The sequence below is a fragment of the Comamonas sp. FG99 genome, from assembly GCF_057808605.1.
The window spans coordinates 49,579-72,434 of sequence record NZ_JBMDII010000027.1 but is presented as its reverse complement, the minus strand read 5'-3'; the positions used below and the strand labels follow the sequence as shown (position 1 = coordinate 72,434).

Below are 22,856 nucleotides of genomic sequence, written 5' to 3'. Positions count from 1 at the left end.
GGCTCAGCCGGCCACGGCCTCGATGGCGTTCAGGATGGCCTCGCTGGTCGCCGGCGCGCGCAGCGGCACGCTGGCCCGGTGCCCGCCCACGGCCGACACCGCGTCGCGGATCGCGAAGAACACCGAGAACGGCAGCAATAGCGGCGGCTCGCCCACGGCCTTGCTGCGGTGGATCGAGTCCTCGGCGTTGCGGCCATCGAACAGGCGCACGTTGAACACCGGCGGACAGTCGTTGGCCGTCGGTATCTTGTAGGTGCTGGGCGCATGGGTCATGAGCTTGCCGCTTTGCGGATGCCAGACCAGCTCCTCCATCGTCAGCCAGCCCATGCCCTGGATGAAGGCGCCCTCGACCTGGCCGATGTCCACCGCCGGGTTCAGCGACTTGCCGGCATCGTGCAGCACGTCGGCGCGCAGCAGCTTCCACTCGCCGGTCAGCGTGTCGACCACCACCTCGCTCACCGCCGCGCCGTAGGCGAAGTAGTAGAACGGGCGACCCTGCATCTTGTCCTTGTCCCACGACAGCCCCGGGGTGGCATAGAAGCCGTCGGACCACAGCTGCACGCGGTCGACATAGGCCTCGCCCACCAGCGTGGCGAAGGCAATCTCGCGCCCGCCCACATGCACCATGTCGTTGGCGAAACGCACATCGTCGGCGGCGCCGCCGTAGCGCGCCGCGGCGCAGGCGGCCAGCCGCTCGCGGATCTGGCGCGCCGCATCCTGCGCGGCCTTGCCGTTCAGGTCGGCGCCGGTGGAGGCGGCCGTGGCCGAGGTGTTGGCCACCTTGGTGGTGTCGGTGGCGGTGACGCGCACGCTCTCGAAGCCCACGCCCAGCTCGTGCGCCACCACCTGGGCCACCTTGGTGTTCAGGCCCTGGCCCATCTCGGTGCCGCCATGGTTCACCAGGATGGAGCCATCGGTGTACACATGCACCAGCGCGCCCGCCTGGTTGAAGTGCTTGACGTTGAAGCTGATGCCGAACTTCAGCGGCGTGAGCGCCAGCCCGCGCTTGAGCACCGGGCTCGCGGCGTTGAAGGCCTGCACCGCCGCGCGCCGCGCGCGGTAGTCGCTGCTGGCCTCCAGCTCGGCCACCAGCTCGTGGATCACGTTGTCGTTCACCTGCTGCAGGTAGGGCGTGACATTGCGTTCGGTGGTGCCGTAGAAGTTGGCGCGGCGCACATCCAGCGCATCCTTGCCCAGCTGGCGCGCCACCGAGTCCATGATGTTCTCCATCACCAGCGCGCCCTGCGGGCCGCCGAAGCCGCGAAAGGCGGTGTTGCTCTGCGTGTTGGTCTTGCCGCAAAAGCCGTGCATGGATACGTCGGGCAACCAGTAGGCATTGTCGAAATGGCACAGCGCGCGCGTCATCACCGGGCCCGACAGGTCGGCCGAATGCCCGGCGCGCGAGACCATGGTGACCTCGGCGCCCAGGATGCGGCCCTCGTCGTCGTAGCCCACCTCGTACTCGTACCAGAAGCAGTGGCGCCGGCCGGTGATCATGAAGTCGTCGTCGCGGTCCAGCCGCAGCTTGACCGGGCGCTGCAGCTGGTTGGCCGCCACCGCCGCCACGCAGGCGAACAGCCCGGACTGCGATTCCTTGCCGCCGAAGCCGCCGCCCATGCGGCGGCACTCCACGTGCACCGCGTGGGCATGCAGGTTCAGCGCATGCGCCACCAGGTGCTGCATCTCGCTGGGGTGCTGGGTGGAGCAGTGCACATGCATGGCGCCGCCCTCCTTGGGGATGGCGTAGCTGATCTGGCCTTCAAGGTAGAACTGCTCCTGGCCGCCCTGGTCGAAGCTGCCGGCCAGCCGGTGCGGCGCGGCATCGATCGCGGCGCGCGCGCCGCCGTTGGTGGCGCGGCTCAGGTGCATGGGCGGCAGCACGTACTGGCCGCGCTCGTGGGCCTGCTGCGGGGTGAGTACCGGTTCGGCGGCCTCGATGGTGGCGGCCGCCTTGGCCTGCGCGGCGGCGCGGCGGGCCGCGTCGCGCGTCTCGGCGATCACCGCGAACAGCGGCTGGCCCACGTAGCGGATCTCGCCATCGCAAAGAATGGGGTCGTCGTGGATGATGGAGCCGCAATCGTTCGCGCCCGGGATGTCGGCGGCGGTGAGCACCGCCACCACGCCCGGCAGCGCGCGGATCGCATCGAGCGACAGCGCGGCCAGGCGGCCGGCCGCCACCGGCGACAGGCCCAGCGCGCAGTGCAGCGTGCCGGCGAGCTCGGGCAGGTCGTCCACATAGGCGGCCTCGCCCGCCACATGCAGGTGGGCGGATTCGTGCGGGCGGCTGATGCCCACGCGGGCGCCGCCGCGCTGGGCCAGCGCTTCGGCGCCGGTGTCGATGCGCGCGGCGATGTTGCGGGCGTAGCCGGCGAAGGCCTCGGCCGCATCGGTGTGTTGCAGCAGTGCGGGATTGATGGCTTGGTTCATGTTGCTTGCTCCTTCGGGCCGGTTCACGCGGCCACGTGCGGCATCACGCTGAAAACGCTGGTGGCCTGTACCGGCAGCGGGTCGTTGGCGCGGGTTTCCAGCCACAGGCGCTGCAGCAGGTTCTGCGCCACCTTGAGGCGGTAGTCGGCGCTGGCGCGCATGTCGGTCATGGGCTTGAAATCCTGCGCCAGCGCGGCCTGCGCGGCGCGCACGGTGTCCTGCGTCCAGCGCTGGCCCGCGATCGCGGCCTCGGCCTGCGCGGCGCGCTTGACGGTGGCGGCCATGCCGCCAAAGGCCAGGCGCACCGCCTTGACCACCTCGCCGTCGAGCTGCACCGCCAGGCCCGCGCACAGCGCCGAGATGTCGCAGTCGAAGCGCTTGCTGATCTTGTAGGCCCGCACCTGCAGGCCGGGCGCGGACAGGGCCGCCAGCGGCACCGCCAGGCCCTGCACGAACTCGCCGGGCTCCATCTGGTTCTTCATGTAGTCGAGGTAGAACTCGGGCAGCGGCATGCGGCGCACGCGCGCGCCTTTGCGCAGCTCGATCTGCGCGTCGAGCGCCATCAGCACCGGCGGCGAATCGCCGATGGGCGAGCCGTTGGCCACGTTGCCGCCCATGGTGCCGGCATTGCGGATGGGGCGCGAGGCAAAGCGCAGCCAGACGTCGGTCAGCGCCGGCACGCGCGCCGCCAGCGCCTGCCAGGCGGCTTCGAGCGAGGCGCCGGCGCCGATGTACAGCTCATCGCCACGGACTTGCACCGCCTTCATCTCGGCCACGCCGCCGACATAGATGATGTCGCCCAGGTCGCGGAACATCTTGTTCACCCACAGGCCCACGTCGGTGGAGCCGGCCACCACCCGCGCCTCGGGCTTGGCCGCGCGCAGCGCGGCCAGCTCGGCCAGCGTGCGCGGGGCGTGGAAATGGTCGCTGCGCTGGCCCTGCTGCCTGCTCTGCGCGGCATAGTCCAGCGCCTGCCCGCCCTGCAGCCCCTGCAGCGCGGCCACCACCGGTGCGGTGTCGAGCCGCGCCGCCGGCAGGTCGAACATGCGCTGGCCGGCATCGAGGATGGGCCGGTAGCCGGTGCAGCGGCACAGGTTGCCCGACAGCTCGTCGGCCAGCTGCTGGCGCGTGGGCTGGGTGCCGGCGGCCTGGTGGTGCTCGTACGTGGACCACAGCGACATCACAAAGCCCGGCGTGCAGAAGCCGCACTGCGAGCCGTGGCAGTCCACCATGGCCTGCTGCACGGGATGTAGCGGCACGGTCTTCGGGCCGTGGCCGTGGCCATGGCCATGGCCGTGCCCGGCCGGCGCGCAGGCCGGGCCGCTGGCGCACTGGCGCTTGAGGTCTTCCACCGTGAACAGCGCCTTGCCATGCAGCGTGGGCAGGAACTGGATGCAGGCGTTCACCGTCTGCAGGCGCAGCCCGCCGACCGCGTCCGCCGCGCCCTCCTCGGCCAGCTCGGCGATCACCACGGTGCAGGCGCCGCAATCGCCCTCGTTGCAGCCTTCCTTGGTGCCGGTGCAGTGCGCGTCCTCGCGCAGCCAGTCGAGCACCGAGCGGGTCGGGTGCACGCCGCTGACATCGACAACCTGGCCGCGGTGGTAGAAGCGGATGGGCTGGACAGCGGAGGTCGTGGAAGTCGTGTTCATACCAATGCAAACCATGATCGTGGGAATGCTTCCGAGGTTAGTGCCAAGCCGCCTTGGGGTGTATATACCCGCTTCCATAAACCCTATGCGGGGTCGCATATACCTGGTTGATTTCCAAGGGTAAACCCGCAAGAAACCGTGTATTTCGCCACCTGGGGATTGCCCTGATGCGCTGCGCAGGCAGCCTGGTTCGCGGGCCCGGCGGGCAGCCTGCGGCCGTCTATCAATTTCATAGCTGCCTGCGCTTGACCCATCTGCGCCAGAGGCCGCTCTCTTGCAAGCTGCCTGCGGTATATTGCGGCCATGCACAACCACCGCCCCTACCGCCTCCACCATTTTCTCGGCGCCACCGCCCTGCTGGCCGCCTGCGCCGCTCAGGCGCAGTCCGCCGATCCGCAGGAGCCGCCGCAGCTCAGCAGCGCCGCCTTCCAGTCCTGCCTGCAGGAGCTGCGCGCCAGCAAGGCCTTTGCCGCGATCACGCCGGCCAGTTTTCAGCAGTACACCGGCACGCTGCAGCCCGATGCCACGGTGCTGCCGCTGCTCAACCGCCAGCCCGAATTCACCATGCCGCCATGGGACTACCTGGCCATGCTGGTGGACGAGCAACGCGTGGCCGACGGCCGCGCCGCCTATGCCAAGTGGCAGGAGACGCTGGCCAGAATCGAGTCCGCCACCGGCGTGGCGCCGGCCATCGTGGTGGGCGTATGGGGCGTGGAGAGCAATTTCGGCCAGAACCTGGGCGGGCGGCCGCTGGTGCAGTCGCTGGCCACGCTGTCGTGCTTCGGGCGGCGCCAGGCGTATTTCCGCGGCGAGTTCGCCAGCGCGCTGCGCATACTGCAAGAAGGCCATATCGCCGAGAGCAAGCTCACCGGCTCGTGGGCGGGCGCCTTCGGGCAGACGCAGTTCATGCCCTCGACCTTCTTTCGCAGCGCGGTGGACTTCGATGGCGACGGCCGCCGCGACATCGTCGACAGCGTGCCCGATGCGCTGGCCTCGACCGCCACCTTCCTGAAGAACGCCGGCTGGCGCCCGGGCCAGCCCTGGGGCTTCGAGGTCAAGCTGCCGCCGGGCTTCGACACCTCGGACGCCGGCCGCAAGAACAAGAAGCCCATCGCCCAGTGGCGCGCCGCCGGCCTGACGCTGGCGGGCGGCCAGCCGCTGCCCGACAGCCTGCCCAGCGCCGGCCTGATGATCCCGGCCGCCGGCGGCCCGGCCTTTCTGGTGGGCCGCAACTTCGATGCGCTGTACAGCTACAACGCCTCGGAAAACTATGCGCTGGCCATCGCCCAGCTGTCGAACCTGGTGGCCGACCCGGCCCAGACCCAGGTGGGCTTCGCCACGCCCTGGCCCACCGACGACCCCGGCCTGTCGCGCGCGCAAAACAAGCAGCTGCAGCAAGCGCTGATCGCCAAGGGCCACGACATCGGCGAGCCCGACGGCCTGATCGGCGCCAAGACGCGCGAGGCGATCAAGGCCGAGCAGGCGCGGCTGGGCATGAAGGCCGATGGGCGCGCGGGGCAGAAGCTGCTGAAGGCCTTGACAAGCTCTTGAAAGCATAGCTGCCAGCGCTTTCCACATAAAGATTTCAGATATAAAACCACCTGAAAACCTTATATGGAAAGCGCCAGCAGCTCACTTTTTTACTTTACTCCCGCGCCCCGCACCTCGATCCGCACCTCGTCCTGCACCAGCCCGGCCGCATCCACCAGCTGCACGCGGTGGCGGCCCGGCCAGGGCAGCCAGGCCCAGCGGCGGCCCTGGGCCATGTCCTTGCCGTCCAGGCGCCAGCGCAGGCCGTCGCGGTCGGCGGCGAATTGCAGGCGCTGGCGCGCGGGCGGGATGTCCGGGTCGAGCGCGATGATGGTGCCGCTGGCCGGCGCCATGATGCGCGCCGTGCCCTGCCCGGTCCGCCGCTCGTCGGCGCCGTTGGCCGCGGCGTCCAGCACGAACAGCGGCTGCTCGGTGCCGCGCAAAAACCATTCGCTGCGCGCCGCCTCCAGCGGGCTGCCGGCGCCGGCCTGGCCCGCGGGCGCGGGGCCGTAGCGCACGGGCATGCGCACCAGGCCCTCGGGCGGGCGCGGCGCGCGCGAGGCTGCGCCCTGGTGCAGAAAGCCCATCAGCGCCGCCCACACCGGCGCGGCGCCGCTGGTGCCGCTGACATCGTGCATGGGCGCGCCGCTGGCATTGCCCACCCAGACGCCGACGGTGTAGCGCTCGGACCAGCCCAGGGCCCAGTTGTCGCGCATGTCCTTGCTGGTGCCGGTCTTCACCGCGGCCCACGAACGGGTGCCGAGCACGCTGTCCATGCCGAAGGTGCGCACGCGCGCGCTGCGGTCCGACAGGATGTCGCCCACCACGAAGGCGGCACGCGCATCCATGGCCTGGGTGAAAGCCGGCGCGGCGCCGCCCGGCGCATAGGCCACCGGGCTGTAGCGCCCGCCGTTGGCCAGCGCGCGGTAGGCATTGGCCAGCTGCAGCAGCGGGATCTCGGGGCTGCCCAGCGCCAGGCTGTAGCCGAAGTAGCTGCCGCTTTCGCGCAGCGGCATGCCCAGCTGCTGCAGCTGGCGGAAGAAATCGTCCACCCCCACCATCACCAGCGTGCGCACCGCCGGCACGTTCAGCGATGCGCCCAGCGCGGTGCGCACCGAGACCCAGCCCTTGAAGCTGCGGTCGTAGTTCTGCGGAATGTACAGGCCGCCGGCCGTGGGGATGAGCGCCGCCGAATCCTCGACCAGCGAGGCGGCGGTGAGCCGCCGCTGCGCGATGGCGCGGCCGTACAGAAAGGGTTTGAGCGTGGAGCCGGGCTGGCGCGGCGCGAGCACGCCGTCCACCTCCTGGGCCTGGCTCAGCTCGCCGGACGAACCCACCCAGGCCAGCACCTGGCCGCTGGCGTTGTCCAGCACCACCACCGCGCCGTCCGCCACCCGCTGGCGGCTGAGCTCGCGCAGCTGGCGCTGCAGCGTCTGCACCGCAAAGCGCTGCAGCGGCGCGCTGAGCGTGGTGCGCACGCTGGCGGCCTGCTCGGGCAGGTTGCGCAGCACGATGCGGCTGTAGTGCGGCGCCACGCCTTCGCTGGCATCGAAGGCCCGCCGCTTGAGCGCGGCCTCGGTGAAGAAGGCCACGGTGTCGCAGTCCACCGCCTGCCGCGGGCGCATGTCCTTGAGCACACCGCAGGCGCGCCGCCCGACCTGCGCCGGCGAGGCGTTGGGTGCGCGCACCAGGGCGGCGGCCACCGCCGCCTCGCGCTCGTCCAGGCCGTGCGGCGCCTTGCCGAACAGCGTGCGCGACAGTGCATCGATACCCACCAGCTCGCCGCGAAACGGCACCAGGTTCAGATAGGCTTCGAGGATCTGCGCCTTGCTCCAGCGCCGGTCCAGCACCTGGGCGGCCACCGCCTGCCCGGCCTTTTGCACCACGCTGCGCCCGCCGGGGCTCAGGCGCAGGAAGTCCGCGTCCGGCCCATCGAGCAGGCCGGCCAGCTGCATGGTGATGGTGCTGGCGCCGCGCGTGCGCTGGTTCCACAGGTTGCCCCAGGCGGCGGCGCCCGCGGCCGCCCAGTCCACGCCGCTGTGTTCGTAGAAGCGCTTGTCCTCGCTCAGCACCAGCGCGGTGCGCAGCGCCGCCGACACCTGCGCCAGCGCCACCCATTCGCCGCGCCGCACGCTGCGGTCGGTGCGCACGCGCTGCAGCACCTCGCCCTCGCGCGACAGCACCAGGGTTTCCGAAGAGCGAAAGCCGGCCTTGACTTCGTCGAAGCGCGCAACGGCCTGCGCCGGCAGTAGCGCCCCTGCCAACAGGCCCGCCAGCAGCACCGATCTCAGAACTGCTGGCGCATGCTGCATGGCGGCGTACAGGCGAGCTATTTCAGGAAGCCAGCGCCGCCAGGCGCTCGCGCATGCGCGCCTCGGCCGCCGGCAGCGCGGCGCGCACGCCGGCCTCGCGCGCGGCATCGCGCTCGCGCTGGGCGGCCGCCCAGACGGGCGACGGGAAATGGCTGTCCCAGCCGAAGCGGGCAATCACATGCCAGTGCAGGTGCGGCACCATGTTGCCCAGCGCGGCGAGGTTGATCTTCGCGGGCTGCAGGGCCTCGCGCAGCGCCTGCTCCACCACGGCCACGGCCTCCATGCAGTAGGCGCGCTCGGCGGCCGGCAGCTCGGAGAACTCGGCCACATGCGCATTCCACACCACGCGGTAGAAAGCCGGAAAGCCGCGCTCGCCCTCTTCGCCGGCGCGGATCACGCGCAGCTTCCCGCCGCGCCAGACCAGCGCGCCGCCATCGGTATCGCACAGCGGACAGGCCGGGTCGCCGCCGGCGGCCAGCGAGGACGCGCCAGTGCCCAACGTGGGGGCCGAACTCATACCAGCACCCTTTCGATGCCGCCGTTGTTGGCGCGCTGCACGTATTCGGGCAGCCAGTTCTCGCCCAGGATCTCGCGCGCCATCTCGACGACGATGTAGTCGGCCTCGAGCAGTCCGTTGTTCAGGTCGTCCTGGTAGCGGTTCAGGCCTTGCAGGCAGCTCGGGCAGCTGGTGAGGATCTTGACATTGTCCTGCGCGCCCAACTGGCCACCTTCCTTGAGCGCCGCCTCGCCCTTGCGGATTTCCTCGGTCTTGCGAAAGCGGATCTGCGTGGAGATATCCGGGCGGGTGACGCCCAGCGTGCCCGACTCGCCACAGCAGCGCTCGCTCTTGAGCACCTGCTCGCCCACCAGCGCCTTGACGGTCTTCATCGGGTCCTGCAGCTTCATCGGCGTGTGGCAGGGGTCGTGGTACAGGTAAGCGCCCTTGCCCTGCAGCGTGATGCCTTTTTCGAGCAGGTATTCGTGGATGTCGATGATGCGGCAGCCGGGGAAGATCTTGTCGAACTGGTAGCCCTGCAGCTGGTCGTAGCAGGTGCCGCAGCTGACCACCACGGTCTTGATGTCCAGGTAGTTCAGCGTGTTGGCCACGCGGTGGAACAGCACCCGGTTGTCGGTGATCATCTTCTCGGCCTTGTCGCTTTGGCCGCTGCCGCGCTGCGGGTAGCCACAGCACAGGTAGCCGGGCGGCAGCACGGTCTGCACGCCGGCATGCCACAGCATGGCCTGCGTGGCCAGGCCCACCTGGCTGAACAGGCGCTCGGAGCCGCAGCCGGGGAAGTAGAACACCGCCTCGCTGTCCGTCGTGGTGGCCCTGGGGTCGCGGATGATGGGCACGTAGTCCTTGTTCTCGATGTCGAGCAAGGCGCGCGCGGTCTGCTTGGGCAGGCCCCCGGGCAGTTTCTTGTTGACGAAGTGGATCACCTGCTCCTTGAGCGGCGCGGTGCCCACCGTGGCCGGCGGGTGCGCCGCCTGGCGCCGGCCCAGGCCCTTGAACAGGTCGACCGCGGCGCGCTGGGCCTTGAAGCCCACGCCCACCATGGCCGAGCGCATGAACTTGATCGTGTCGGGGTTGGTGGCGTTGAGCATGGCCATGGCCAGCTTGTTGCCGGGGCGCAGGCTCTTCTTGCCCATCTGGCGCAGCAGGTTGCGCATGTTCATGGTCACGTCGCCGAAGTCGATCTTGACCGGGCAGGGCGTGGCGCATTTGTGGCACACGGTGCAGTGGTCGGCCACGTCCTCGAACTCCTGCCAGTGCTTGATCGAGACGCCGCGGCGCGTCTGCTCTTCGTACAGGAAGGCTTCGACCAGCAGCGAGGTGGCCAGGATCTTGTTGCGCGGGCTGTACAGCAGGTTGGCGCGCGGCACGTGCGTGGCGCACACCGGCTTGCACTTGCCGCAGCGCAGGCAGTTCTTCACGCTGTCGGCGATCGCGCCGATGTGGCTTTGCTGCATGATCAGCGACTCGTGCCCCATCAGGCCGAAGCTCGGCGTGTAGGCATTGGTCAGGTCGGCATACATCAGCGACTGGCGCGGGCCACCCTCGTGCGTCTGTGCCAGCAGGATCTTGCGCTCTTCTACGCGCAGCAGCTTGCCCTTGTTGAAACGCCCCTCGGGGTCGATGCGCGCCTTGTACTCGGCAAACGGGCGCAGCTCTTCGTCGGAGAGGAATTCGAGCTTGGTGATGCCGATGCCGTGCTCGCCCGAGATCACGCCGCCCAGGCTGCGCGCCAGCTCCATGATGCGCGCCACCGCATGGTGGGCGGTGGTGAGCATTTCGTAGTCGTCGCTGTTGACCGGGATGTTGGTGTGCACGTTGCCGTCGCCGGCATGCATGTGCAGCGCCACGAACACCCGGCCCTTGAGCACGCGCTGGTGGATGGCCACCACCTCGTCCATGATGGGCTGGTAGGCCGAGCCGGCGAAGATGGCCGCCAGCGGCGCGCGCAGCGCCGCCTTCCAGCTGGCGCGCAGCGTGTGGTCCTGCAGCTGGCGGAACTGCTCGCCCACATGGTCGAGCCAGCCCTGCCATTCGCGCCGCACCTCGGTGACCAGCACCAGGGCCTGGCCCACGCGGTCCTCCAGCAGCTCGGCGCTGGGGATTTCGCTGGCATCGTCCTGCTTGCCCAGCGGCAGGTTGCCGTTGGCGAAGAAGGCGTGCAGCTCGTCGCAGAGCTTGATCTTGTTTTGCAGCGACAGCTCGATGTTGATGTGCTCGATGCCGTCGCTGTACTCGGCCATGCGCGGCAGCGGGATCACCACGTCTTCGTTGATCTTGAAGGCGTTGGTATGGCGCGAGATGGCGGCGGTGCGCTTGCGGTCGAGCCAGAATTTCTTGCGCGCCTCGGGGCTGATGGCGATGAAGCCCTCGCCGCTGCGCGAGTTGGCGATGCGCACCACCTCGCTGGTCACGCGCGCCACCTCGTCGGGGTTGTCGCCCACGATGTCGCCGAACAGCACCATCTTGGGCACGCGGCCCGAGGGGCCGCCATCGGACGCCCCACCGTGCTTGCGGCTCTTGGTGGCATAGCCCACGGCCTTGAGGTAGCGGTCGTCCAGGTGCTCGAGGCCGGCCAGCAGCACGCCCGAGCGCCTTTGCTCGGCGAACATGTAGTCCTTGATCTCGACGATGCTGGGCACGGCGTCCTTGGCATTGCCGAAGAACTCCAGGCAGACGGTGCGGGTGTGCGTGGGCATGCGGTGCACCACCCAGCGCGCGCTGGTGATCAGGCCGTCGGTGCCTTCCTTCTGCACGCCCGGCAGGCCCGAGAGGAACTTGTCCGTCACGTCCTTGCCCAGGCCTTCCTTGCGGAACACGCTGCCCGGGATGTCGAGGCGCTCGGTGCGCACCAGCGTCTTGCCGTCGGGCTTGAAATACTGCAGCTCGAAGCTTGCGACCTCCACGTCGTGGATCTTGCCCAGGTTGTGGCCGAGGCGGGTGACTTCGAGCCACTCGCCATCGGGCGTGACCATGCGCCAGCTCGCCAGGTTGTCGAGCGCGGTGCCCCAGAGCACCGCCTTCTTGCCGCCGGCGTTCATCGCGATGTTGCCGCCGATGCACGAGGCCTCGATCGAGGTGGGGTCGACCGCGAACACGAAGCCGGCGCGCTCGGCCGCATCGGCCACGCGCTGGGTCACCACGCCGGCCTGCGACCAGACGGTGGGCACCTCGCGCTCCAGGCCGGGCAGGCGCACCAGCTCCACCTCGGTCATGCGCTCCAACTTTTCGGTGTTGATGACCGCGCTGCGCCAGGTGAGCGGAATCGCGCCGCCGGTATAGCCGGTGCCGCCGCCGCGCGGGATGATGGTCAGCCCCAGCTCGATGCAGGCCTTGACCAGCGCGGCGATCTCCTCCTCGGAGTCGGGCGTGAGCACCACGAAGGGGTATTCCACGCGCCAGTCGGTCGCGTCGGTCACATGGCTCACGCGCGAGAGGCCGTCGAACTTGACGTTGTCCTTGGCAGTGATGGACTTGAAGGCCCGCGCCACCTTGCGGCGCAGGCTGGCCGCTTCCTGCAGCGTGGCGTCGAACTCGGCCACCGCCGTCTGCGCCGCCTCGATCAGCCGGCCCACCAGCGCATCGCGCGCCGCGTCCGCCTGCGGCGTGCGGCGCTTTTGCACCTCGCCCAGGCGGTGCTGCAGCGCCTCGACCAACTGCTTGCGCCGGCCGGGGTTGTGCAGCAGGTCGTCCTGCAGGTAGGGGTTGCGCTGCACCACCCAGATATCGCCCAGCACCTCGTAGAGCATGCGCGCCGAGCGGCCCGTCTTGCGCTCTTCGCGCAGCTGGTTCAGCAGGTCCCAGCTGCCGGAGCCCAGCAGGCGAATGACGATTTCCCGGTCGGAGAACGAGGTGTAGTTGTAGGGAATTTCACGGAGCCGGGCCGGCCCTTCCACTTGGGCCTGAAGGCTTGCCAATGCAATCGGTGCATTCATGGGATCAGTTCTGGTGCGAGGCGTGGGGCCTCGGAGATCGGTGGGGAGGTAAATTCTAAGTGAGCGCGCCCTGGCGCAGTTGCCGCGCCCTCTAAAGGCGAGGGGGCTGGCCGGGCATAGCACACCTCGCGGTTTTGCCGATTCGTTTTTTTTCTTATTTGATCTGTTGCGATCACTTGGTGCCCACAAGCCAGGGTTTATTCGCACCTAATTCGCACGCAATATGACAGTTTTTTGATATTTTTGCTGCATGCAAAGTGAGAAATCATGGTTTTCGTTGAGTGCCGCCAGCCTGGCACTACAATCGTAAAGCTTTGTATTTGCTCAGAGTTGGTGCGGGTAACAGGGAATGCCCTGCTTGCGGCTGCACCAGCAATGTGCGACAAAGTCACCAAATTTTCATCGGCGCCGGATACGATTCCTTTCTGTGCGTTTTTCACCTCTCCCTTACCCTAGGAGTTTTCATGCAATTCAAGCGCTTGGCTATTGCTGCGGCAATCGCCGCCTCCACGAGCCTGTCCGCCCATGCCGCCACCGAGATCCAATGGTGGCATTCCATGAGCGCCGCTCTGGGCGATTGGGTGAATGACCTGGCCAACCAGTACAACGCCAGCCAGACGAACTACAAGGTCGTGCCCACCTACAAGGGCCAGTACGACGAGTCGATGACCGCCGCCATCGCCGCCTTCCGCGCCGGCAACGCGCCCGACATCCTGCAGGTGTTCGAGGTGGGCACCGCGACGATGATGGCCTCCAAGGGCGCCATCGTGCCCGTCACCAAGGTGATGAACGACGGCGGCTTCAAGTTCAACCCCGACGAATACATCTCCGCGGTGGCCGGCTACTACACCGCGCCCAACGGCCAGATGATGAGCTACCCGCTCAACAGCTCGACCACCATCTTCTACTACAACAAGGATGCCTTCAAGAAGGCGGGCCTGGACGAGAACAAGCCGCCCAAGACCTGGCCCGAGGTGTTCGCCGCCGCCGAGAAGCTCAAGGCCAGCGGCCACCGCTGCGCGCTGACCACCAGCTGGATGAGCTGGACCCAGCTGGAGAGCTTCTCGCTGTGGCACAACACCTTGTTCGCCACCAAGAACAACGGCTTCGACGGCACCGATGCCAAGCTGGTCTTCAACTCGCCGCTGCATGTCAAGCACTTCGAGAACCTGGCCAAGGCCGCCAAGGACGGCAGCTTCGTCTACAAGGGCCGCAACAACCTGGCCGATGCCGCCTTCGCCTCGGGCGAATGCGCGATGATCACCGGCTCGTCGGGCCTGTATGCCCGCGTGGTCAAGGAAGGCAAGTTCGCCTTCGGCCAGTCCACCCTGCCCTACTACGCCGACGTGAAGGGCGCGCCGCAGAACACCGCCATCGGCGGCGCCTCGCTGTGGGTGATGTCGGGCAAGAACGCCGACCACTACAAGGGCGTGGCCGATTTCTTCAACTTCCTGAACAACACCAAGGTGCAGGCCGCCAGCCACCAGCGCACCGGCTACCTGCCGGTCACCACCGCGGCCTACAAGCTGACCGAGGCTTCGGGCTTCTATGAAAAGCACCCCGGCACCGACACGGCCGTGACGCAGATGATCCGCAAGACCACCGACAAGTCGCGCGGCATCCGGCTGGGCAACTTCGTGCAGATCCGCACCATCATCGACGAGGAAACCGAGCAGATCTGGACCGGCAAGAAGACGCCCAAGGAGGCGCTGGACACCGCCGTCAAGCGCGGCGACGAGCAACTGGCCCGCTTTGCCAAGGCCAACAAGTAGGCACGGCCCGCCATCCCGCTCTCTGGCCCGCAACCCTAAGAACGTGTTTACGATCTAAGGAGGTTGCGGGCTGTTTCGTTCTCTTTTGCCGCCGTGCTGCCTTGGGGCCATTTTTAAGAGTACGCCATGGAAAAACGCGTTCAATTCCGATCCAGCTGGCTGCCATGGGCGCTGATAGCGCCGCAGATGGCCATCGTGCTGGTCTTTTTCTTCTGGCCCGCGGGCCAGGCCATCATCCAGTCGTTCCAGGCGCAGGACACCTTTGGCTTCTCCACCGAATGGGTGGGGCTGGCCAACTTCCAGCACCTGTTCGATGACCCGGCCTACCTGGCCTCGTTCAAGACCACGGCGCTGTTCTCGGTGCTGGTGGCCTTCTTCGGCATCGCGATCTCGCTGGTGCTGGCCATCTTTGCCGACCGGGTGATCCGCGGCGCCATGGCCTACAAGACCGCGCTGCTGCTGCCCTATGCGGTGGCGCCCGCGGTGGCGGGCGTGCTGTGGGCCTTCATGTTCTCGCCGTCGCTGGGCGTGGTGGCCTATCTGCTGCGCCAGTCGGGCTACGACTGGAACCACCTGCTCAACTCCACCAACGCGATGACGCTGATCGTGATCGCCGCCGTGTGGAAGCAGATCTCGTACAACTTCCTGTTCTTCCTGGCCGGCCTGCAGTCGATACCCAAGTCGCTGATCGAGGCGGCCGCGATCGACGGCGCCGGCCCGGTGCGGCGCTTCTGGGACATCCAGGTGCCGCTGTTGTCGCCCACCACTTTCTTCCTGCTGGTGATGAACGTGGTCTACGCCTTCTTCGACACCTTCGGCATCGTGGACGCGACCACCCAGGGCGGCCCGGGCCAGGACACCTCGATCCTGGTCTACAAGGTCTACCACGACGGCTTCAAGGCCATGGACATGAGCGGCTCGGCCGCGCAGTCGGTGGTGCTGATGCTGATCGTGGTGGCCCTCACGGTGCTGCAGTTCCGCTACGTTGAGAAGAAGGTTCAATACTGATCATGGTCGAACGCAGTCCCCTCCTGAGCTTTTTCTCGCACCTGGTGATGGCGCTGGGCGTGGTGATCGTGGGCTTCCCGATCTACCTGGCCTTCGTCGCCTCCACGCACACGCCCCAGGACATCATCAACGTGCCCATGCCCATGGTGCCCGGCGGCAATTTCTGGGAAACCTACAAGGCGGCGCTATTCGGCGGCTCGGGCCCCGGCTCCAGCGCGCCGGTGGCGCGCATGATGTGGATCAGCTTCGTCTCGGCGATGATCATCACCGTCGGCAAGATCGCGATCTCGCTGCTGTCGGCCTTTGCGCTGGTGTACTTCCGCTTCCCGTTCAAGAAGCTGTGCTTCTGGCTGATCTTCGTGACGCTGATGCTGCCGGTCGAGGTGCGCATCGGCCCCACCTACGAAGTCGTCTCCACGCTGGGCATGCTCAACAGCTACGCGGGCCTGACGATTCCGCTGATCGCCTCGGCCACCGCCACCTTCCTGTTCCGCCAGTTCTTCCTGACGGTGCCCGACGAGCTGGTGGAGGCCGCGCGCATCGACGGCGCGGGCCCGATGCGCTTTTTCAAGGACGTGCTGGTGCCGCTGTCCAAGACCTCGATCGCCGCCCTCTTCGTGATCCAGTTCATCTACGGCTGGAACCAGTACCTGTGGCCGCTGCTGGTGACCACATCCGAGGACATGTACCCGGTGGTGATCGGCATCAAGCGCATGGTGGCCAGCGGCGACACCGGCAACGACTGGAACGTGGTGATGGCCACGGCCCTGCTGGCCATGCTGCCGCCCGCGGTGGTGGTGGTGCTGATGCAGCGCTGGTTCGTCAAGGGCCTGGTCGATACGGAAAAATAATTCCCATAGCAACCAGCACGCACCATATCTATAAGAAACAGGTTTTTCCTATGGCATCCATCTCTTTTCGCAACCTGATCAAGCGCTACGGCAAGGGCCCGGCCGCCAACCAGGTGATCCACGGCGTCAACGCCGACATCAAGGACGGCGAGTTCATCGTCATCGTCGGGCCCTCGGGCTGCGGCAAGTCCACGCTGCTGCGCATGGTGGCCGGGCTGGAGGAAATCTCTGGCGGCGAACTCCTGATCGGCGACGCGGTGGTCAACGATGTGGAGCCGGCCAAGCGCGACATCGCCATGGTGTTCCAGAACTATGCGCTGTACCCGCACATGTCGAACTACGAGAACATGGCCTATGGCCTGAAGATCGCCAAGGTGCCGCCCGACGAGATCAAGCGCCGCGTGGACAAGGCCGCCAAGATCCTGGAGCTGTCGCACCTGCTCGAGCGCAAGCCGCGCGAGCTCTCGGGCGGCCAGCGCCAGCGCGTGGCCATGGGCCGCGCCATCGTGCGCCAGCCCAAGGTGTTCCTGTTCGACGAGCCGCTATCGAACCTGGATGCCAAGCTGCGCGCCCAGACCCGCATCGAGATCCAGAAGCTGCACCAGACCTTAAGCATCACCAGCCTGTTCGTGACCCACGACCAGGTCGAGGCGATGACGCTGGCGCAGCGCATGATCGTGATGAACGGCGGCCATGTGGAGCAGTTCGGCACGCCCGAGGAGGTCTACCACCAGCCCGCCTCCACCTTCGTGGCCAGCTTCATCGGCTCGCCGCCGATGAACCTGCTGAAGAGCGCGCCCGGCGGCAAGCCCGGCCAGATCCTGGGTATCCGCCCCGAGCATATCGACGTCACCGCCGGTGACGGCTGGGAGGTGCAGGTGCACACCGTGGAGCTGCTGGGCGCCGAGCGCCTGGTCTACGGCAGCGTGGGTGGCGACGCGATCACCGTGCGCATCGAGGAAGGCAAGCCCTACCCGCAACCCGGCGAAGTGCTGCGCGTGCTGCCCCGCCCCGACCGGCTGCACTGGTTCCACGCAGAAACTGGTAAACGCACCCCCTGAGCGGCTACGCCGCTTCCCCCTCTCTCGCTGTGCGGGAGGGGGGCATGCGGGCAACCGACGACGCCCCCGCTGCGGGGCGGCCCTTGCTCGGCGTCCTGGCAGACAGGGCATGCTTTGCAAAGGTTGCCGACTGCAGGCACTAGGATCAACGATCAACTAGAAAAACTCCATGACCACACTTGCTTCCTGGCCCTACCCCCGCTGGGTGGCCCACCGCGGCGCCGGCAAGCTGGCGCCCGAGAACACCCTCAGCGCCTTCCGCCTGGGCGCGCACTATGGCTATCGCATGTTCGAATGCGACGCCAAGCTCAGCGGCGACGGCGTGCTCTTCCTGATGCACGACGCGACGCTGGAGCGCACCACCAACGGCCACGGCATCGGCGCCAGGCTGGGCATGGGCGAGCTGGCCCAGCTCGACGCCGGCAGCTGGCATTCGCGCGCCTACGCGGGCGAGGCCCTGCCCACGCTGGAGGCGCTGGCGCGCTGGTGCCTGGCCAACCACCTGCAGCTGAACGTGGAGATCAAGCCCACGCCCGGCCAGGAGGAGGAAACCGGCCGCGCCTGCGGCGCGCTGATGAACCGTATCTGGCCCGCCCACAGCGTGCCGCCGCTGTTCACCTCGTTCAAGCCCGAGGCGCTGCAGGGCGCCCGGGACATGGCGCCGCATATTCCACGCGGCCTGCTGGTGGACAAGCTGGCCGATGCCACGGGCGATGCCGAGCTGCAGACCGCGCTGGGCCTGGGCTGCTCGGCCATGGTGCTGAACCATGCGCTGTGGGACGCCGCGCTGGTCGCCAAGGTGCATGGCGCGGGCCTGTACTGCAGCAGCTACACCGTCAACGACGAATGGGCCGCCCAGCGCCTGATCGAGCTGGGCACGGACAGCATCATCACCGACCGGGTGGACCTGTTCAGCCCGGCCGCGTAGCCGCGCGGGGCGCTGCGCATGGCGCCTTGGCCGGGCACTTTTCCATACGGCTAATCCATGCTAATGTATATCCTTGTATATACACAGCATGGAGGCAAGCATGTCCACCACCAAGGCTTTCAAGAGCGGCAACTCCCAAGCCATCCGCATCCCGGCAGAGCTGGCGTATGAACGCATGGACATGGAACTGGAGATTGAGCGCATTGGCGATGAGCTCCGCATCCGGCCAGCGCGCAAATCCCTGGCAGGCTTCATGGAAGTTTTTGCACGCTTTTCCCCAGACTTCATGAAAGAGGGCCGCGGCACGCACGAGCAGGCAGAACGGGACAAGATTTGATGCCGCGCTACATGCTCGACACCAACATGTGCATCTACCTGATGAAGAACCATCCTGCGCAGGTTGCCCAACGCTTTGCTCAATGCTACGTGGGTGATGTAGTGATGTCCGCAATCACCTACGCGGAGCTGGACTATGGCGTCGAAGTATCCAGCCACCCCGCCCAAGAGCGCGCCAATCTTGCGGCCCTGGCGGATCTGATCGTCGTCGTTGCATTCGACAAGGCCGCGGCCCGTGCCTATGGCCCCGTGCGCGCCGCTACCCGGGAAAGGAAGAAAGACCAGCTGGACAAGCTGATTGCCGCGCACGCGATAGCGCTCGATGCCATTCTCGTCACCAACAACATGCGGGATTTCATGGCCTACCCGGGCCTCCATGTCGAAAACTGGCTGGATGCGTGAAAGCCGCCGCCTTGGCGGTCAGCTGGCCACGGCCGAGCGCTCGATGCGATTCGAGTCCGGCCTTGATGCAGACGATGGCGACCATCATCTGCATCTGGACATCAATCCATCTTGGTGCCCGAAGCCTTGACCGCCGCCGCCCAGCGCGGCATCTCGCCGGCCAGGAACTTGGCGAAGTCCTGGGCACCGAGGAAGGCTGGATCGGCGCCCTGCTCCACCATGCGGCCGCGCACATCGGGCATGTTCATCACCTGCTGGAAGGCCCCGCTGAGCTTGGCCACCACCTCCTGGGGCGTGCCGGCCGGCGCCAGAAAGCCGTAGAAGCCCACCACCTCGAAGCCCTTGAGGCCGCTCTCGATGGCGGTCGGCACCTCGGGCAGCGCGGGATTGCGCTGCTTGCTGGTGACGGCCAGCGCGCGCACCTTGCCCTGCTTGTGGTAGGCCGCGGCCTGCGGAATGCTCTCGGCCATGAACTGCACCTGGCCGCCGATCAAATCGGTGAAGGCCGGCGCGCTGCCCTTGTAGGGGATGTGGACCAGATCCACCCCCGCGGCGCTCTTGAACATCTCGGGCACCAGGTGGCTGATGCCGCCGTTGCCGGCCGAGCCGAAGTTGACCTTGCCCGGATGGGCCTTGGCATAGGCGATGAACTCCTGCAGGTTCTGCGCCGGCACCTGGTTGTTGACCAGCAGCGCCAGCGGCTGCATGGCCGTGCGCGCCACCGGCGTGAAGTCCTTCAAGGTGCTGTAGGGCAGCTTGGGATACAGCGCCGGGTTGATCACCATCACGCCGGTGTTGGCCAGCATCAGCGTATAGCCGTCGGCGGGCGACTTCATCACGTCCTGCGCGCCCACCGCGCCGCCGGCGCCGGGCTTGTAGTCCACGACCACGGGCTGGCCCAGCAAGCCCTGCAGCTTGTCGGTGAGCAGCCGGGCATGCTGGTCCAGCGGGCCGCCGGCGGGAAAGCCGACCACCACGCGAATGGGCTTGCTGGGAAAGTTGCCGCCTTGCGCCTGGGCCACGGTGAATGCCATGATGCCCAGGGCCGCGGCCAGGCCGGCGCGCCAGATTTTCTTCATTGATGTCTCCCGAGTTGTGGATTTTTTCCGCGCTGCGGCCCCACCGTGGATGGGGGCCGACAACCGGCATTCTAAGGAGCCTCGGCCCGCTTTCGGCAAGTTCTGCCGCACATGCTGCGCCAGCACTCGCACATCAGCTGCCGAGCGAAGCCGGCACGCCCCCGCCGCCTGCCATGCGACGCGCCCGGTAAAGCTGCCGCAGCCACCCCAGGCATTGCAGCACGGTCAGCACCACCAGCATGTCCAACCCCAGCTGGGCGCCCCACAAGTGCTTGCTCAGGTCGCGTATGCCTTCGCCCAGCAGCGCGAGCACGATTTGCGTCAGCATGAACAGCGCCAGGATCAGCCCGCCCAGCGCCAGCCGCCGCATGCCATCGCCGCTGCGGCGGCTGGCGCCAAACAACACCAGCGCGGCGGCCACGAATGCCGGCGCCAGCGGGGTGATGCAGCGCTCGCGCCACTGCGTCATGCGAACCAGCCAGTCCGTCACCGCCTGGCGGCCGTCGTCCAGGCGCTTCAGATAGAGAAAGCCGGGATAGACGTGGAAGTAGTGCACCGTGAAATGGTGCGGCAGCGCGTACTGCGCAAGTCGGGGCAAGGCCTGTGGAAACCGCAGGTAGGGGCGCAGCACCTGGCGTTTGCCCAGCCGCGGCACCTCGGGGTGGCAGGTGCGGCCGATCTGCCGCACCTGGGTGCCGCCCGGGCCCGAAAGCTGGTTGCCCCAGGCATCCACGCCGATGCAGCTGCGCTTTTCGGCCGGCACGCCCAATTCGTCCAGCTGCGCCGGCGAAAGCACCAGGTACGAGCCCAGGTATAGCCCATGGTGGGCATTGAGGGCCGCGTTCTTGCCCATGAGCATGGGCACCAGGCACAGCACCTGGATCGCCAGCAGCCACTTCCGCAGGGACGGGTCCAGCCGCACGCGCTGCCACCGGCTCGCGCCCCACAGGCAAGCCAGCACCAGCGCCGGCACATAGAAGTACTGGACTTTGGCCAGCGCGCAGGCCACGGAGCCGATCGCCAGGCAGGCCAGCCGCGCCCGGCCGCCGCAGGCCAGCACGCCGATCAGCAGCAGGGGCAGCGCGATGAGAAAGACGTATTCGGCATACAGCGACTGCGCCATGCCGATGTTGTGCGCCATGAAGAACACGCCCAGCCACGCCAGCGCGATGGCCATGCACCACCAGGCGCCCCGCTGCAGCGCGGCCGCGCATTGCCGGCCCAGCACCAGCGCAAAGACCAGCAGCAGGCACTTGGCCACGAGCGCGGTGCGCGAGATATCGAACACCGCGCCCGGCAGGTAGCGCTGCACCCAGCCCGCGAGCGAGAAAAGAAACGTGGCCAGCTCCGGGTTCTGCGGCGCGCCGAAGGGGCCGTCGGGCAGCGCCCAGCGCACGCCGTCGCCCAGCGGTGTCAGCCGCAGGTGGCCGGCCACGCGCCTGAAGTCGTTGGTATCGACGAACAGCAGCGACTGGGAGCCGCCGATCAGCAGCAAGCCCACAAGCACCACGCCCGCAAAGCCCGCGAGTACGGGAATGCGGGCGCCCAGGGCAACAGGCTGCTGCAATGCTTTCATGGCGTAGTGGCTGCAAGCCGCGCCAGGAAGGTGCTGGCCGGGGATGTGTCAGAAAGTCACAATTATCAACAAACCGCCCGCTCGCGAGACACGGAAATAGAAAAATATTTACCTGCGAGCGCTACGCCGCATCCCCACCACCGGCGGATGCAGCAGCGCCGACCAGCGTCACCAGCACCTGGTCGATGCGGTAGCTGTCCACGTCCATCACCTCGAACTGGTACTGGCCCCAGCGCACCTTGTCGGTGCGGCGAGGGATGCGGCGCAGCATCACCATCAGAAAGCCGCCCAGCGTCTCGTATTCGCCCGGATGCGGCAGCTCGTCCAGGTCCAGCGTGCGCTCCACGTCCTCGATCGGCGTGATGCCATCGATCAGCCACGAAGTCTCGTCGCGCTGCACGATCAGCTCCTCGTCCACCGGGCCCACCAGGTCGCCCATCACCGTGCTCATCACATCGTTGAGCGTGACCACGCCGACCACCAGGCTGTACTCGTTGACGATGATCGCGAAGTCCTCGTGCGCCTGGCGAAACTGGTGCAGCACCTCGGCCAGCGTCAGCCGGTCGGGCACCACCAGCGCCTTGTGCACCAGCGCCTCGTCGGCCAGCGAGATCGGCTGGTTGTTCAGCGCGCGCTGGAACAAATCCTTGGCATCCACATAGCCGACGACATGGTCGATGTCGCCCACGCAGACCGGGTAGGTGGAGAACGGCTCCTCGGCAATGCGCGCGCGGATGATGTCGTCGCTGTCGCCCTGGTAGAAGAAGGCGATGCGGTCGCGCTGCGTCATCGCCGAGCCCACGGTGCGCGAATCCAGCTCGAACAGGTTCTCGATCACCTGCTGCTCCTGCTCGGCCAGCACCCCGGCGCGCGTGCCGGCCTCGGTCATGGCCAGGATATCTTCAGACGTGATGCGATCATCGCGCGCGGTGGGCAGGCCCAGCAGCGTCGCCAGCCCGTTGGCCAGCTTGTTGAACAGCCACACCAGCGGCTTGAACAGCGCCGACAGCCATGCCATGGGATGGCTCACCAGCACGGCCAGCCGCTCGGGCTCGGCCAGCGCCAAACGCTTGGGGCACAGATCGGCCAGCAGGATGAACAGCGCGGTTACCAGGGTGAACGACGCCAGAAAGCCCACGGTGGCCGCGCGCTCGGGCGCCAGCCACAGCGAAAGCCACGACGAGAAGAACGGCGTGAGCGCGCCCTCGCCCACCACGCCGCCCAGGATGGCCACCGCATTCACCCCGATCTGGGCCACGGTGAAATACTCGCCCGGCTGGTCCTGCGTGCGCATCACCTGCTCGGCGCGCGCATCGCCCTCCTCCATCATCTGGCGCAGCCGCAGCTTGCGTGAAGCGGCCAGCGCAATCTCGGCGATCGAGAAAAATGCGCTGGCGGCGATCAATGCCACGATGGTCAGAAGACTTTGGAGCACACTCATGCAAGGCCCGGGGATAGAAAAGATATACCAGTGTA

16 protein-coding genes are annotated in these 22,856 nt (G+C 67.5%); 8 read left to right on the top strand and 8 right to left on the bottom strand.

Translation table 11 applies throughout. The features are described 5' to 3' along the window. Positions 1-3: 3 nt before the first annotated feature. Both xdhB and xdhA read right to left on the bottom strand, forming a co-directional pair. Positions 4-2,427 (bottom strand): xanthine dehydrogenase molybdopterin binding subunit, encoded by a 2,424-nt coding sequence (gene xdhB / locus ACODRX_RS17910; protein WP_488872891.1) that lies wholly within the window; start codon positions 2,425-2,427, stop codon positions 4-6. A gap of 23 nt (positions 2,428-2,450) precedes the next feature. After that, positions 2,451-4,076, bottom strand: coding sequence for a xanthine dehydrogenase small subunit (gene xdhA / locus ACODRX_RS17905; protein WP_488872890.1), 1,626 nt, complete (start codon positions 4,074-4,076; stop codon positions 2,451-2,453). 303 nt (positions 4,077-4,379) lie between these two features. On the opposite strand from xdhA, the gene ACODRX_RS17900 reads away from it, so the two are divergent. Continuing rightward, on the top strand, positions 4,380-5,627 hold the full coding sequence (locus ACODRX_RS17900) for a lytic murein transglycosylase (protein ID WP_488872889.1): 1,248 nt from the start codon (positions 4,380-4,382) through the stop codon (positions 5,625-5,627). 89 nt (positions 5,628-5,716) lie between these two features. Here the strand turns inward: ACODRX_RS17900 and pbpC are convergent, their stop codons facing one another. From pbpC to ACODRX_RS17885, 3 genes are read right to left on the bottom strand one after another with little or no spacing between them, the layout of a single operon-like run. After that, positions 5,717-7,918, bottom strand: a complete 2,202-nt coding sequence (pbpC, locus tag ACODRX_RS17895; RefSeq protein ID WP_488872888.1) for a penicillin-binding protein 1C — start codon at positions 7,916-7,918, stop codon at positions 5,717-5,719. A gap of 22 nt (positions 7,919-7,940) precedes the next feature. After that, a complete protein-coding gene (locus tag ACODRX_RS17890) occupies positions 7,941-8,435 on the bottom strand; it encodes an HIT family protein (RefSeq protein WP_488872887.1) in 495 nt (164 codons plus the stop codon). Continuing rightward, on the bottom strand, positions 8,432-12,367 hold the full coding sequence (locus ACODRX_RS17885; protein ID WP_488872886.1) for a DUF3683 domain-containing protein: 3,936 nt from the start codon (positions 12,365-12,367) through the stop codon (positions 8,432-8,434). The genes ACODRX_RS17890 and ACODRX_RS17885 overlap by 4 nt, the downstream gene beginning before the upstream one ends. Before the next feature lie 464 nt (positions 12,368-12,831). Between ACODRX_RS17885 and ugpB the strand changes: the two genes are divergently transcribed. The 7 genes from ugpB (at position 12,832) to ACODRX_RS17850 (ending at position 18,725) form a co-directional block, all read left to right on the top strand. Then, positions 12,832-14,139 (top strand): sn-glycerol-3-phosphate ABC transporter substrate-binding protein UgpB, encoded by a 1,308-nt coding sequence (gene ugpB / locus ACODRX_RS17880; protein ID WP_488872885.1) that lies wholly within the window; start codon positions 12,832-12,834, stop codon positions 14,137-14,139. A gap of 126 nt (positions 14,140-14,265) precedes the next feature. Next, a complete protein-coding gene (gene ugpA / locus ACODRX_RS17875) occupies positions 14,266-15,147 on the top strand; it encodes a sn-glycerol-3-phosphate ABC transporter permease UgpA (RefSeq protein WP_488872884.1) in 882 nt (293 codons plus the stop codon). Between the two features lie 2 nt (positions 15,148-15,149). Further along, entirely contained in the window at positions 15,150-15,998 is an 849-nt protein-coding gene (gene ugpE, locus ACODRX_RS17870; protein ID WP_488872883.1) for a sn-glycerol-3-phosphate ABC transporter permease UgpE, read from the top strand. A 50-nt stretch (positions 15,999-16,048) separates the two neighbouring features. Next, positions 16,049-17,059, top strand: coding sequence for a sn-glycerol-3-phosphate ABC transporter ATP-binding protein UgpC (gene ugpC / locus ACODRX_RS17865; RefSeq protein ID WP_488872882.1), 1,011 nt, complete (start codon positions 16,049-16,051; stop codon positions 17,057-17,059). 169 nt (positions 17,060-17,228) lie between these two features. After that, positions 17,229-17,987 carry a glycerophosphodiester phosphodiesterase gene (ugpQ, locus tag ACODRX_RS17860; RefSeq protein WP_488872881.1) on the top strand — a complete coding sequence of 253 codons (759 nt, stop codon included), beginning with the start codon at positions 17,229-17,231 and terminating at the stop codon, positions 17,985-17,987. A gap of 100 nt (positions 17,988-18,087) precedes the next feature. Further along, positions 18,088-18,324, top strand: coding sequence for a type II toxin-antitoxin system VapB family antitoxin (vapB, locus tag ACODRX_RS17855; protein ID WP_488872880.1), 237 nt, complete (start codon positions 18,088-18,090; stop codon positions 18,322-18,324). Continuing rightward, on the top strand, positions 18,324-18,725 hold the full coding sequence (locus ACODRX_RS17850; protein ID WP_488872879.1) for a type II toxin-antitoxin system VapC family toxin: 402 nt from the start codon (positions 18,324-18,326) through the stop codon (positions 18,723-18,725). The genes vapB and ACODRX_RS17850 overlap by 1 nt, the downstream gene beginning before the upstream one ends. Positions 18,726-18,826: 101 nt before the next feature. Here ACODRX_RS17850 and ACODRX_RS17845 read toward each other — a convergent pair whose 3' ends face one another. From ACODRX_RS17845 to paeA, 3 genes are all read right to left on the bottom strand, one after another. Next, positions 18,827-19,804: a Bug family tripartite tricarboxylate transporter substrate binding protein gene (locus ACODRX_RS17845; protein WP_488872878.1), complete on the bottom strand. Its 978-nt coding sequence runs from the start codon at positions 19,802-19,804 to the stop codon at positions 18,827-18,829. 133 nt (positions 19,805-19,937) lie between these two features. Then, positions 19,938-21,380: a hypothetical protein gene (locus ACODRX_RS17840; RefSeq protein WP_488872877.1), complete on the bottom strand. Its 1,443-nt coding sequence runs from the start codon at positions 21,378-21,380 to the stop codon at positions 19,938-19,940. A gap of 121 nt (positions 21,381-21,501) precedes the next feature. Next, a complete protein-coding gene (gene paeA, locus ACODRX_RS17835) occupies positions 21,502-22,821 on the bottom strand; it encodes a polyamine export protein PaeA (protein ID WP_488872876.1) in 1,320 nt (439 codons plus the stop codon). Positions 22,822-22,856 lie beyond the last annotated feature (35 nt).

Excerpts from the sequence above, each read along its gene's own strand:
- ugpQ (WP_488872881.1), top strand. The coding sequence starts at position 17,229 with ATGACCACACTTGCTTCCTGGCCCTACCCCCGCTGGGTGGCCCACCGC.
- ACODRX_RS17890 (WP_488872887.1), bottom strand. The coding sequence starts at position 8,435 with ATGAGTTCGGCCCCCACGTTGGGCACTGGCGCGTCCTCGCTGGCCGCC.
- ACODRX_RS17850 (WP_488872879.1), top strand. The coding sequence starts at position 18,324 with ATGCCGCGCTACATGCTCGACACCAACATGTGCATCTACCTGATGAAG.
- ugpE (WP_488872883.1), top strand. The coding sequence starts at position 15,150 with ATGGTCGAACGCAGTCCCCTCCTGAGCTTTTTCTCGCACCTGGTGATG.
- ugpB (WP_488872885.1), top strand. The coding sequence starts at position 12,832 with ATGCAATTCAAGCGCTTGGCTATTGCTGCGGCAATCGCCGCCTCCACG.
- pbpC (WP_488872888.1), bottom strand. The coding sequence starts at position 7,918 with ATGCAGCATGCGCCAGCAGTTCTGAGATCGGTGCTGCTGGCGGGCCTG.
- vapB (WP_488872880.1), top strand. The coding sequence starts at position 18,088 with ATGTCCACCACCAAGGCTTTCAAGAGCGGCAACTCCCAAGCCATCCGC.
- xdhA (WP_488872890.1), bottom strand. The coding sequence starts at position 4,076 with ATGAACACGACTTCCACGACCTCCGCTGTCCAGCCCATCCGCTTCTAC.
- ugpA (WP_488872884.1), top strand. The coding sequence starts at position 14,266 with ATGGAAAAACGCGTTCAATTCCGATCCAGCTGGCTGCCATGGGCGCTG.
- ACODRX_RS17840 (WP_488872877.1), bottom strand. The coding sequence starts at position 21,380 with ATGAAAGCATTGCAGCAGCCTGTTGCCCTGGGCGCCCGCATTCCCGTA.
- paeA (WP_488872876.1), bottom strand. The coding sequence starts at position 22,821 with ATGAGTGTGCTCCAAAGTCTTCTGACCATCGTGGCATTGATCGCCGCC.
- ugpC (WP_488872882.1), top strand. The coding sequence starts at position 16,049 with ATGGCATCCATCTCTTTTCGCAACCTGATCAAGCGCTACGGCAAGGGC.
- ACODRX_RS17900 (WP_488872889.1), top strand. The coding sequence starts at position 4,380 with ATGCACAACCACCGCCCCTACCGCCTCCACCATTTTCTCGGCGCCACC.
- ACODRX_RS17885 (WP_488872886.1), bottom strand. The coding sequence starts at position 12,367 with ATGAATGCACCGATTGCATTGGCAAGCCTTCAGGCCCAAGTGGAAGGG.
- xdhB (WP_488872891.1), bottom strand. The coding sequence starts at position 2,427 with ATGAACCAAGCCATCAATCCCGCACTGCTGCAACACACCGATGCGGCC.
- ACODRX_RS17845 (WP_488872878.1), bottom strand. The coding sequence starts at position 19,804 with ATGAAGAAAATCTGGCGCGCCGGCCTGGCCGCGGCCCTGGGCATCATG.